This is a genomic window from Actinophytocola sp. (assembly GCF_036402745.1).
GTDB lineage: Bacteria > Actinomycetota > Actinomycetes > Mycobacteriales > Pseudonocardiaceae > Actinophytocola.
Window position 1 is genome coordinate 13,434 of the sequence record NZ_DASWSJ010000230.1, and the last position, 12,186, is coordinate 25,619.

Genomic DNA, 12,186 nt, shown 5'->3' on the forward strand with positions numbered 1-12,186 from the left:
GTCCTGCCGGGCCAGCGCTGCGCCTGTCTCAGTCCGCGTCGGCGAGCGAGGTCGTCCAGACGCCGCGCCCGTAGGTCGCGGCGTACAGCGTGTCGCTGCCGGCGGGCAGGTCGATGTCGTTGATGGGCACCAGCGGCAGGTTCGCGCCCACCTTGACCCACGTCTTCCCGAGGTTGGTCGTGCGGAACACGCCGACGTCGGTGGCGATGAAGAGCCAGTTCTTCTTCGACGGGTGGCGGATGACATCGTTGATGGGCGCCTGCGGGATGCGCTTGCCGGTGATGTCGCTCCATGCCTTGCCACCGTCGCGGGTCATGACGAGGTGCGGGTACGTGTCACCGGAGCGCCAGCCCGAGAAGCTGGCCCACGCGACGTCCGGGTCCTGCGGGTCGACGGTGACGCGGGTGACCCAGCGGCCAGGGAAGACCGGGCTCTGCAGCTTCTCCCAGGTCACCTGGTCGGGCGCGGCCATCGCGTTGCGGCTGACCCACATCAGGCCGCTGTCGGTGCCGGCGTAGACGAGGTTGGGGTCGGCCGGCGTCGTGCCGATCGCCGTGACGGTGCCGAAACCGGGAGCGCGGGGCTCGGTGCCCTCGGTGAGGTCCGGGCTGATCCGCTGCCACCCGCGCTGTCCGGCGTCGGTGTTGATCCGGTTGACGAACTCGCTGCCACCGAACAGGATCCGCGGGTCGGCGGCGAACTCGAGCGGAGCCACCCAGTTCTTGCGCGCGCCGGGAATCGTCATGGTGAAGCCGACGCCGTCCACGAAGCCTCGGCAGCCACCGTTCTGCGAGCAGCCGTAGTACTTCCGGTCATTCGACGGGTCGATGCGGTTCATCATCCCGTCGCCGCCGACGAAGCCGAACCAGTCGCCGTTGACGGTGTTGTCGGCGGCCCACGACTTCAGCGAACCGTTGTCCTGGGAGCCCGCGTTGACCCGCGAGCCGTCCTGGACCGAGACGTCCATCGCGTAGAACTGCGTCACGGCAAGGTGCGGCGTCTTGGCCCACAGGCCGCGGGCGGCGCCGTTCTCGGCCGACCAGTAGAAGCCACCGTCGTTGCCGAGGTACACCTTGCCCGGTGTGAAGGGATCCCACTCGAGGCCGTGCTGGTCGGCGTGCGGGGTTTGCGACGTCGTCCACGTGAGACCACCGTCCCGGCTCTCGGCGAGGCTCACGCCCGCGGCGAAGACGTGCTGCGGGTCGAGCGGGTCGACGTAGACGCGGCCGAACCACCAGGCGAACCCGCCGCTGATGCTCTGCAGGGTGCCGCCGCTGGTGGGGCCGACCGGGGTCCAGGTCGCGCCGGCGTCCGTGCTGGTGAAGAAGCCGTTGAAGTTGCCCCCCGCCGTGCTCGAGATGAGGTACGCGCGGTTGGGGTCGGTGTCGCTGAAGTCGACGCCCATGCGGCCGACGTAGGTCGCGGTGACCGGCTGCCCCTCGATGTCGACGCTCTGCGGGAGCGGCGCCCGGTGGATGTTCGTCCACGTGCGGCCACCGTCGGTGGAGCGGTAGACGAAGGAGTTCTTGCCGTAGATGCGCGACTTCTCGTCCCGGATCTTGTCCCAGGTGGTGGCGAGCATGATGTCGGGGTCGGCCTTGTTGATGCTCACGTCGATCGCACCGGTGGAGGCGCTGTCGGGCACGATGACGCGCTGCCAGCTGGCCCCGCCGTTCTCGGTCATGAACAGGCCGCGGGTCGGCTCGGTGTCGTGCAGCGCGCCCATGACGGCGACGAACACCCGGTCGTCGTCGCGGGGGTCGACGACGATCTGGCCGATCGTGTCGCCGTTGCGCAGCCCCATGTTGGTCCACGTCCGACCGCCGTTGGCGGACTTGTAGACGCCCTTGCCGTAGTACGCGGAGCCGCCACCGTGGTCCGGCTCGCCGCTGCCGGCCCAGACGACCCCCCGGGAGTCGACCGCGACGGCGCCCATCGACTGGGGCAGCTGGCTGTCCCACGCGGACGCGAAGGTCGCGCCACCGTCGTCGCTCCGCCAGAGGCCGCCGGTGCCGGTGGCGATGTAGACGACGCCCCTGGTCGTGGGGTCGGCGGCGATGTCACGGACGCGGCCGCCGATGTTGCTCGGGCCGAGCCCGGCCCACACCTGGTCGGTGCTCGGCGAACCCATGGCCGCCGTACCCATCTGGCCGGACTGCGCGATCGCTTCGGTGACCGCGGCGTCCGGGATGGAGCCGTCGGCGTTGGCGCGCTGGACGTACATCCACTCCTCGGCGCCCAACGGGTCGGCCGTAGCCGCCGCGCCGACCGGCGCCTTCGTGCCGGCGTTCCCGGCCGGAGTGGCGGAGACGGCGCCGGCGCCCAACAGGACGGTGATGGCAGTCGCGGCCAGGATCGGTCTTCTGCTGCGCATCGCCACGGGTTGCCTCCAGGGTCAAGTGGGCCGGCCGCGCGCCACGGTAACACCCGAGAAGTCCGATTCGTCTGCCCGCGGCGGTGCCGTGTTTTCCCTGTTTTGCCAGTGCTGCCTAGAGTTACCGCCATGGTCGAACGTGGACACCTGCCGTCGATGGCGGCGATGGTCGTGTTGTCGGTCGTCCTGGCGGGGTGCGCGGGCGCGTCCGGGGGCGACGCGGCCGCGGCGTGTGTGGCCCCGCACCCCGCTCCCCCGGCGGAAACCGCACTCATGCCGGCCGCGCTGTCCTTGGACCGGATCGGCACGGTCACCCACGTCGTGCGCACGGACGGCCACCTCACGGTGCAGGCGGTGACGACCAAGCCCCTAGACGAGGTCACGGTGCTGATCCAGGACGCGGTGACCGCCGCCGGCTACCGCCCGGCCGGGATGGACAACGAGGGTTTCGAGGCGGAGGTCTTCTTCACCTCCGGGTCCTTCGCCGCGGGACAGGCGCTCGTGCGGCGGGCCGCATGCGAGGGCCAGTGGGACATCGACCTCGTCCTCGTCGACCCCGATGCCGTGCCATCGTCAACGGCCGTCCCTACCGCGACGTAACAGGGACCACACCGGTCAGGAATCGAGAAGCGCCGGCCCCCGGGCCGCACCTAGCGTGACCGCCAATGGACACCACCATTCGTGCGATCTCGACTCGGACCACGAGCAGGTCGCCGGAGCGTGGGTTTGCTCGTCTTCAGAGGAGGTCCCATTGAACTGGAACAAGTGGGTTCGGCAGATCCACCGCTGGCTGGCCATCGCCTTCACGGTCACCGTCGTCGCCAGTGTCGTCGCCTTGGCGCGGGAGGAGCCTGTCGTCTGGGTGTCCTACCTGCCGCTGCTCCCGCTCGCCTTGCTCCTGTTCACCGGGCTGAGCTTGTTCGTGCGGCCGTATGCCACTAAGTGGCGCAGTGGGCGACGCACCGCTCGCTAGTGCGAGTGGGCAGGAGGGCGGCCATGGCGTCCGGGCCTCCGTCACCCGGGTGGCGCGATTGCGCTCTGACGCAAGGCGAAGAACGCCAGCGTGCACCAGTTCCGACACCCTCAACGCCGCGCGGTATGGCGCCGGGGCACGGCCTTGCGGTGCCCCGGCGCCACGCGGAAGCAGACGTCACGATCACATCCCCAGCGCCGCGAACACGACCGACGCCACCACCGCGAACACGACCAGCCCGAGCGCGATCCACACCCGCTCGACCGCACGCCGCCCGGCCCCGGCAACCAGCGCTCCGATCGCGAACCCGCCGGCGGCCACCAACGGCACCCCGACCACGACCCCCTCCAGTGTGGAGCTGTGCGTGATCACGTAGGCCGCGAACAGCGGCCCACCGGCCCCGGTGAACACCGCCACCCGACGCCGCAGCGGCCCCCACACGTCCCCGGTCAACGCATCCTCCGATGGGGCGACTTTGGTACGGACCGGCCGATTCCCCCACCTCGCGCCGCCCACCGGGCGAACGTACACCGACACGCGTACCGGGACCCGACACGCCAGTTGTGCCGATCAAGCCGTGGTCCTGGACGGTCAGGCCATCACGGCCCGCGCTTCGAGAAATTCCTCAAGACCGAAGGTGCCGTATTCCCGCCCGATGCCCGACTGCTTGAACCCCCCGAACGGAGACAACGACTCCATAGCACCGTTGATCGCCACCCGGCCCGCCTCAAGCCGCGACGCGACGCGATGCGCTCGCGCGGTATCCGACGAAAAGACATAGGCATGCAGGCCGTAGTCCGTGTCGTTGGCGATCTCGACGGCATGATCTTCGTCGCGATAGGTGAGGATCGAAAGCACCGGCCCGAAGATTTCCTCGCGCGCGATCGTCATGTCGTTGGTGACGTCCGCGAACAATGTCGGTCGCACGAAATACCCGTCCGCAAGTCCCTCCGGGCGGTCGGGTCCACCAGCGACGATCCGGGCGCCTTCCTCGACACCGCGACGGATGTAGCTCTGGACACGCTCCCACTGCCGTTCGCTCACCATCGGACCGATGGCGGTCGCCTGGTCGCGCGGATCGCCGGCTGGGAAGTCAGCCATCTTCGCCGTGGCGATGGCGAGCATCTCGTCCAGTCGGCTCTCCGGGACGAGGATGCGGGTGCCGGCGACGCACGCCTGGCCGCTGTTGGCGAACCCGGCCATGAGCGCGCCGGTGACGGCTTCCTCGAGATCGGCGTCGTCGAGGATGATCGACGGAGACTTTCCGCCGAGTTCGAGCGTCACCCGCTTGATCGTCTCGGCCGCCTCGCGAAGGATGATCTTGCCGACCGCGGTCGAGCCGGTGAAGGAGATCTTGGCGACGTCGGGGTGACGGGTGATTGCGGTGCCGACGACATCGCCGCGCCCCGTCACGATGTTGAAGACACCTCGGGGCAGTCCGGCCTCGTGGAGTGCTTGGGTCACGACGTGGGTCTGCGTCGCACTCATCTCGCTCGGCTTGATGACGACGGTGCAGCCGGCTGCCAAAGCGGTCGCGAGCTTGTCGCAGATGAAGAACGCGTCGGAGTTCCACGGCGTGATCAGGCCGGCGACGCCGACCGGCGCCAGCTCGACGGTCGCTTTGCCGACTTTCCGTGTGAAGTCGAAGCTCTCCAAGGTCGTGATCATGTCGGCGAACGCACTGACGGTCGTATCGACCATATAAGAGTTGCGCAGCGGCGCGCCGTACTCCACGAGGATGGATTCCAGAATTTCGTTCCTTCGCGCGGCGACTGCGGCCTGAAGCCGGCGCAGCGCGGCGATCCGCTCTTCTTTCGATGTCGCGGACCAAGCCGGGAGCGCACGCTTCGCCGCTGCGACAGCCGCCGCCGTATCCACCTCGTCGGCGAGCTGGACCTGCCCGATCACTTTCCCAGTGGTGGGATTGAACAGGTCGGCGAGTTCCGTGCCGTGCGGGGTGACGAACTCACCGTCGAGATAGATCTTGTTGATCACGTTCTCTTGCATGGTGGTCTCCTGGAGTTGTTCGCCGCCGAAACCCGCGGAGCGGGCCGGGCGGTTTGTCTGGTCAGCGGCCCGCCGCGCCAGTTGGGCGCACGTCAAGGCCCACACCTGGACAGGAAGGGACGCCGCACCCGGCGTCGCCGATCACTGAGGTTCGGAACTATCCGGACCGCGTCGAGGACGCTGTCCGCAACTGCTCGTCCTCGAACACGATCTCGACCAGCGGGCTGCGCGCGAACCAGTCGTCGAAGTTCTGGCGCCGGCTGACCCGCGCCGCGATCTCGGGCCGGTTTTGCAGGTCGAGGACCGCGGTGATCACCCGCCGCCGGGTCGGCTCGTCGACAGGCGCCGCGGTCGCGGGCAGGTCGGCCGTGACCCCGTGCTTGAGATGCACGACGAACCGCGGATGGGCGCGCACGTTCGCGTACCAGCCGCGGGGCCCGGGCATGCCGGTCAGGTACCAGCGACCATCGACGCGGTGGAACCAGATCTCGATGCGGCGCGGGGTGCCGCTACGTGCGCCCAGTGTCGTGATGTCGATCGTGCGCTCGGCCGCGGCGGAGTCCGGTCCGATGTCGAGGGCGCGGATGACGGCGTCGTTCACGGTCACGGTCCGGTCTGCCGCTCGTCGTCGAGGGCCACGTCGCCGTCCTCGATTCCAGTCCGCCCCAGCGTGCGGTACTTCATACTTCTCCCCTTGAAGGCGTTTCGGTGACTGGTCGGCGAGCTTCATTACCCGCCTCCTGCTTCGTGGTGACTGCCCCGGAATCCGTGACACTTTCCGGTATCTCCATGAAAGCAACGCCGCGGGCGCCGGGCCAGCAAGATCCTCTCGCGTGGTTGCACAATCCTCTTCGCTTATCGTCCGCATCTACCGCAAAGGGATCGAGACAGTCGGAAAGTGGGCAAACACCGTTGGGTGATCGAGCGATCCATCGCCTGGCTGTGAGACACCCTCAGGCGGCTTTCACGGCAGTGCCGCGGCAGCGGGACCGGCTCCGTCCCGCATGCGTACCGCGTCAATGCTGGGCGGGGCACCGAACTGGCGCCGGTACTCCCGGCTGAACTGGGCCGGACTGTCGTATCCGACGCGGTGGCCGACGCCGGTGATGTCGTTCGGACGGTTCGCCAGCAGCAATCTCGCCGCCTGTAGCCGGATGTGCTTCTGGAACTGGATCGGGGTCATCGCCGTCACCGCCTGGAAGTTCCGGTGGAAAGCGGAGACACTCATCCCCGAAAGTTGGGCTACTTCCTCGACCCGGAACGGCCGGGTGTAGTTCTCCCGGATCCACCGCACAGCACGTCTGATGTGCGTCAGGCTGCTGTCGGCCAGGCCGAGCTGACGCACGACGTCACCTTGTTCCCCGGTCATCAACCACCAGAGGATCTCGCGCTTGACCAGCGGGACCAGTGCCTTCCGGTCCCGTGGCCGGTCAAGCAGGCGCAGCAGCCGCACGATGGCGTCAAGCAACTCGTCCGGGGCGTCACTGACCGCGATTCCCGGCCGTGCGGTGCCCGGGGACCGCGGCAGGTCCCCCGGCCCGGCCTGCAGCAGCAGCTCCGCGATGGCGGCAGGCTCCAGAGTCATCCCGAAACCGAGCGCGGGGCGGCCCGGGGTGGCATCGATGACGTGCCCCGTCACCGGGAGGTCGACCGAGGCAACGAGGTACTGACCAGGGCCGTACTCGTACACCCGGTCCCCCAGTGCCAGACGCTTGCCACCCTGAGCGACGACCGCAAGCACCGTGCCGGACATCGAGGACTCCGGCGAAACGGTGTGGTCGACCTTGCAGATCCGGACGCCGTCGATGGCCGTGGTCAAATCGGGACCCACATGCCGTTCCAGCAGTTCGCGAAGCTCGCCCAGAGACATGTCACCATTGCAACACAAAACTCGCGGTCACCGCCCGCGGCGAGAGGATCGTGCAAGGAGTCGCGAGCTTCATGAAAGCGTCCGCCGAAGGTGCCTCCGACCTTCCACGACCCGTACCGTTCCGGCAGACCACCCCCGCGATTCCCCGTCTTCGCCTTGTCCGGCCTCGTCACGATCGCCGGCGGCGGCGGTTGCCGCTTGGGCTGCGGACCAGCAGCGGCACCCCGACGACGATCAGCACGCCACCGACGATCCACAGCACGATCGGCCCGGACGTCAGCAACCCGAGCTTTCCAGTGCTGTCCTTGGCCGCCCGGACGTTGTCGTCCACGCTCTTCTCGTTGAGGATCATGGTGCCCTCGTAGACCGTGGTGCCCTCGCCGGGACTCTGGCCGGGTGCGAGCAGCTCCTGCTTGCCCTTGTCCTCCGCCGCGATCACCGCACCGGTGGCCGGCTCTACCCACATCGTCCGCCGGTCCTGGTAGAACTGGTCCACCGGCACCGAGTCCGCCTCCATGCCGACCATCGAGCCCGGCACGACCTGCTCGCCGAGCTTGGTCGGCTTCGTCTCCGCGACAAACCGGTAGACGTCGACGCCCTTGATGTTGTCCGTACCGTCGAACCGTGCCTCGACGGTGCGCTTCAACAACGCGTCGTACAGCTGGTAGCTGTGCTGCTCGGTGCCGAACGGGAACGAGAAGCTGAGTCCGGGCTGCTGCACGGTGTGCCGGTCCGCGGTGACCCGCTTGCCCTGCTGCTCCTCGATGTACTGCCCCTCGCACGGCGCCACCGCCTCGCCGGTGTGCCGGTCGATGCACAACGACCGAACGGACGCGTTGATCAGGATCCCGCTGCCGTCGTCGACCGTCCTGGTCGCCTGGATCCAGACCGAGATGTCGCCGCCCTCGACAACCTCGGGTTGGGTCAGGTCACCGGTGATGTGCGTGGTCGAGGTGACGCTCAGGTCGTGCCGGATCTCCGGCATCGGCACCCCGTTGACGCTGTCGATCACGACCGACGTGACGCCGCTGCCGTGCGCGACCGACACCACGTCCATGTCCAGCGGGAGCTTGACTAATCGCGGGTAGGCGTAGAACCGCAGCAGCAACCCGAGCACGACCCCGAAAACGCCCATCCCAATCAGGACATAGCTGACAATTCGGCGCATGAACTTCCTCGTTCCGCGTGGGCCATCTAGACTATCTCATAAAAGATAGCGCTAATACGCGTGACGTCCAGGGCCAGTGCTCCAGCCGAGCCCGGTCGTACTCGCGGGCCGTGACCGCCGGCGCCGGCCGACAGTCGTCGCCACGCCCGCGCGGGCAGCACGGCGACCAGCTCGTCGGCGCGCCGCTCACCTGCCGTGCTCCCGGCTTGTCTCAGCTGAGGTTCAGCTGTCGCAGGTCGGTCGGGTACTTGCGGATGAGCGACGCCGACACGTGCGGGATGTCCTTGTCGGACCCGATCTTCGCGGCCTGCACGGCGGCGCGGAAGCGGTCGGCGGGAATACCGGAACCGCGGACCACCGCACTGGGCCGGGCGAACGCGTGCAGCAGCGGCAGCAGCGAGTGCTGCCTCTGCTTCTCCGGCATGGCGCGGAGGGCGATCTCGAAGCGGGTGAACCATTGCTCGTAGTCGTCGATCCGCTGGATGGCGTGGCCGGCGTCGTTGAGCCAGTCGACGAAGACGTCGATCGAGATCCCGTCATCGTGTGGGTTGAGGACGTTGAAGGTCCGGTACCCCTCGGTGGCCTGCTCGCCCAAGGTCGCGATCGCCTCGGCGGTGAAGTCGACCGGGAGCCCGGCATAGTGTGCCGACCGACGGTTGCCGTCGGGGTCGGTGTCGTAGAAGGAACGTGGTGCGATACCGGTGCTGATGAGGCTGAGCAGTAGCCGGGTGAACACGTCGGGCACGTTCAGCTGCCCGGTGTACCGGCTGTGGGCGAGGATCATGTCGGACCTGAAGACCGCCACGGGCAGATCGCACAGGTCGTGCGCCTCTCGGAGCAGGACTTCGCCTGCCCACTTGCTCGTCGCGTAGCCGTTGGCGTAGCTCTGGTCGAGCTGACGGACCGGGCTGGTGACGCGGATGTCGGCATCCTCGTCGGTGACCGACACCTGCGCGGAGATCACGGCCACGGTGGACACGTAGGTGACCGGCTTGATCCGCTTGGTCATCGCCATCCGGATCAGCTCGGCCGTACCGACGACGTTGGGAGCGAACAGCTGCTCGTAGGGCAGGACGTGGTTGACCAGGGCTGCTGGGTGCACGATCAGGTCGACGGTGTCGGCCAGTCGCTGCCAGGTCCGCTCGTCGAGGCCGAGGTTCGGTTCGACGATGTCGCCCGCGAGGACCTCCAGATGCTCGGCGGCCAGGTCCTGGACATGGCGGAGCAGTTCGGCGTCACCGCTGTCGAACGCCTCGTCGAGCCGCTTCCTCGCCGCGTCGGCGTCCTTGCCCCGGACAATGCAGATCAGCTTGCCGCCCGTCTCCGCCAGCCGTTCCAGCCATTCCAGGCACAGGAAGCGGCCGAGGTAACCGTTCGCACCCGTCAGGAGGACGGTGCGGACGGGACCATCCGGCCGCGGCATCGTCCTCGCCTCGGCGAGCGTCGTGGCGTCGATGAACTTGTCCAGTGTGAGGTCGCTGGCCCGGACCTGCGCGCCGCCGGTGCGGTGCACGGTCCCGAACGCAGGTCGTCTCCCCCGGGTCTTGAACGCCGTCTCGATGTGGTTCGCCACGTCCCGCAGGTCGTTCGCGGGGTTGATGATGACCCCCACCGGAACCTCGGTATCGAAGATCTCCTCGAGCAGGTTGGAAAACGACAACGCCGACAGGGAGTCCCCGCCCAGGTCCGTGAAGTGCGCGTCGGCGCTCAGCGCACTGGTCGAGTGCCCCAGCAGCGTCTGAGCGGCCCGCATGACGGTGTCGAACACCGGCTGCTCACGACCAACGTGACGCAGCGCGTGCAGCTCGCTCGTCTCCCGTTCGGCGATTTCGCCGTACAGCTGCTCCAGACGCTCGCCGTACAGGTCGGAGAGCCGCGGCCGCAGCAGCTTGCGGGCATCGGAGAGTAGGCCGTTCTCGATGCTGAACGGCACGGTTTCGATCAGAAAATCGCGCGGGACCTCGTAGGAGCTCAGCTCCGCGCCCTTCGCGATCTGCCGCAGCGACTCGCTCAACAGTGGCTTGAGATCCTCGACGTCGCGGGTGCGCTTGATCGCGTCCTCGGTAGGCACGATCACCGCGAGCAGGTACGCGCGTTCGCTGCTGCCGTAGACGAAGATCTGCCGCACCAGGGGGCTGTTGACGAAGACGGCCTCCAGCCGGGACACGGCCACGAACTCGCCCTGCGACAGCTTGAGCACGTTCTTGCGACGGTCGACGTAGACCAGCTCGTCCGGCCCGAGCTCGGCCATGATGTCGCCGGTTCTGTAGTAGCCGTCTTCGTCGAAGATCTCCGCTGTGACGTCGGGGCGCTTGTAGTAGCCGGAGATGCTGGTCCGCGTCCTGATCAGCAGCTCTCCCCGTGGATGCGGTGCGTCCGTGCGGAAGTAGCCCAGCTCGGGAACGTCGACGAGCTTGTAGTCCAGCACCGGCGGCCGCGACACCTTTCCGTCGAGCAGCACCGTGCCCGCTTCCGTCGAGGCGTAGACGTCGTTCAGCGGAACGTCCACACAGGACTCGACGAACGCGGACATCTCGGCGGACAGTGGTGCGGACGAGGTGCCCGCCCACAGGAGACGGCCGCCGAGGACCTTCTCCCGCAGCTCCGCCTTCACGTCCGCCTCGATCGCGGCCCGGTCGCCCGCATCGCCTGCCCTGCGGTTCACGTCGCTCTGATACCGCTGGAACAGCATGTCGCAGATGCGAGGCGGCATGGCCAGTTCGGTGGGCCGGACGAGGGCGACGTCCTCGAACAGCGTCGACAGGTCACTCCCGGCCACGAAGAAGCAGGTGCCGCCACTGGCGAGCGCCCCGAACAGCATCACGCGGCCCATGAGATGGCTCATGGGCAGGTAGTTGATGCCGATGATGGGCAGGTCGGCGGCCCTGGGCACGATCCCTTGCCACAGGTTGCCGAGCAGCCGGTCGGTGTACCTGGCGCCCTTGGGCGTCCCGGTACTTCCGGACGTGTAAAGGAGCATGGCCAGTCGGTCCTCGTCCGGGGCGGCCTCGAACAGGGGCGCTGGCGGCAAGGTCCGTCCCCGTTGGACGACGGTGGCCAGCGCGTCGAGGACGACCGGGCTACCCGAGTTCGCCAGACGCCGGCGCGCGGCTTCGACCTTTTCGCGCTGGTCGTCGACTCCCGGGTGGTAGTCGAAGACGACCAAGCGCCGCAGCGACGTGCTGTCCAGCGCGCACTCGACGGCGGCGTCCAGGAGTTCCACACTGGACGCGAGGACGCGCGGCCCGGTCTCCGCGATGATCGATTTCTGTTGGCCCACCGAGGCGCTGGACTGCAGCGGCACGCAAACCGCGCCGAGCCGGACGCAGGCCAGGTCGATCGTTGTGTAGTCGCTGCTGGTGAAGCCGAGGACGCAGACGAACTCGCCCGCGCTCAACGGATAGGCGGAGTTGTGGTGCCACTCGGCCGCGACCGCGCCGACCCGGGACCACAGCTCGCCGTAGCTGATCGTGTCGAACCGCGGCAGGAGGCGCAGTGACGTGAGACCCGTCGCGGGATCCGTGGCCAGTTCCTTCGCCCGCTCCCCCAGAGCCGGCCGGTCCGCGTAGCCTTCCATGACCGTGGCGACGATCCGCGTGATCGACGTCCCGGGCTGTCGTATCGCGGCGGTGATCTCTTCGAGTGGTACGGCGTCTCGCACCTGCTGGTCCATGCTTCGATCGTCGCCTCCGGAGATAAACGTTTCGTGGACGTTCCGCGGTTGCACGCGTGGACAAGAAGCTTGCAGGGAGAAACAAAAGTCATTCCGGCTCAGCGTCTAGCGTCACTTCCGA

General features: G+C 68.0%; 9 protein-coding genes and 1 pseudogene. 3 read left to right on the top strand and 7 right to left on the bottom strand.

Annotation, left to right across the window (positions count from 1 at the left end):
* Positions 1 to 28: 28 nt before the first annotated feature.
* Entirely contained in the window at positions 29 to 2,374 is a 2,346-nt protein-coding gene (locus VGD70_RS21975; protein WP_331084238.1) for a WD40/YVTN/BNR-like repeat-containing protein, read from the bottom strand.
* A gap of 129 nt (positions 2,375 to 2,503) precedes the next feature.
* Here VGD70_RS21975 and VGD70_RS21980 point away from each other — a divergent pair, with 129 nt between their 5' ends.
* Positions 2,504 to 2,974: a hypothetical protein gene (locus VGD70_RS21980; protein ID WP_331084240.1), complete on the top strand. Its 471-nt coding sequence runs from the start codon at positions 2,504 to 2,506 to the stop codon at positions 2,972 to 2,974.
* Positions 2,975 to 3,125: 151 nt separating this feature from the next.
* Complete coding sequence (locus VGD70_RS21985; protein WP_331084242.1) at positions 3,126 to 3,347, top strand: hypothetical protein; 222 nt, start codon at positions 3,126 to 3,128, stop codon at positions 3,345 to 3,347.
* A 183-nt stretch (positions 3,348 to 3,530) separates the two neighbouring features.
* Here the strand turns inward: VGD70_RS21985 and VGD70_RS21990 are convergent, their stop codons facing one another.
* The 3 genes from VGD70_RS21990 to VGD70_RS22000 form a co-directional block, all read right to left on the bottom strand.
* Positions 3,531 to 3,800 (bottom strand): hypothetical protein, encoded by a 270-nt coding sequence (locus tag VGD70_RS21990; protein ID WP_331084244.1) that lies wholly within the window; start codon positions 3,798 to 3,800, stop codon positions 3,531 to 3,533.
* A 138-nt stretch (positions 3,801 to 3,938) separates the two neighbouring features.
* Complete coding sequence (locus VGD70_RS21995) at positions 3,939 to 5,354, bottom strand: aldehyde dehydrogenase family protein (RefSeq protein ID WP_331084246.1); 1,416 nt, start codon at positions 5,352 to 5,354, stop codon at positions 3,939 to 3,941.
* 157 nt (positions 5,355 to 5,511) lie between these two features.
* Positions 5,512 to 5,961 carry a nitroreductase/quinone reductase family protein gene (locus VGD70_RS22000; protein WP_331084248.1) on the bottom strand — a complete coding sequence of 150 codons (450 nt, stop codon included), beginning with the start codon at positions 5,959 to 5,961 and terminating at the stop codon, positions 5,512 to 5,514.
* Between the two features lie 250 nt (positions 5,962 to 6,211).
* Between VGD70_RS22000 and VGD70_RS36990 the strand changes: the two are divergent.
* Positions 6,212 to 6,297 (top strand): annotated as a pseudogene (locus VGD70_RS36990) (IS5/IS1182 family transposase); the annotation flags it as partial.
* Positions 6,298 to 6,318: 21 nt separating this feature from the next.
* On the opposite strand, the gene VGD70_RS22005 reads toward VGD70_RS36990, so the two are convergent.
* From VGD70_RS22005 to car, 3 genes are all read right to left on the bottom strand, one after another.
* Positions 6,319 to 7,224 carry an AraC family transcriptional regulator gene (locus VGD70_RS22005; protein WP_331084250.1) on the bottom strand — a complete coding sequence of 302 codons (906 nt, stop codon included), beginning with the start codon at positions 7,222 to 7,224 and terminating at the stop codon, positions 6,319 to 6,321.
* A 169-nt stretch (positions 7,225 to 7,393) separates the two neighbouring features.
* Positions 7,394 to 8,392: a DUF3068 domain-containing protein gene (locus VGD70_RS22010; protein WP_331084251.1), complete on the bottom strand. Its 999-nt coding sequence runs from the start codon at positions 8,390 to 8,392 to the stop codon at positions 7,394 to 7,396.
* Between the two features lie 211 nt (positions 8,393 to 8,603).
* Positions 8,604 to 12,065, bottom strand: coding sequence for a carboxylic acid reductase (gene car, locus VGD70_RS22015; protein ID WP_331084252.1), 3,462 nt, complete (start codon positions 12,063 to 12,065; stop codon positions 8,604 to 8,606).
* Positions 12,066 to 12,186: the final 121 nt, after the last annotated feature.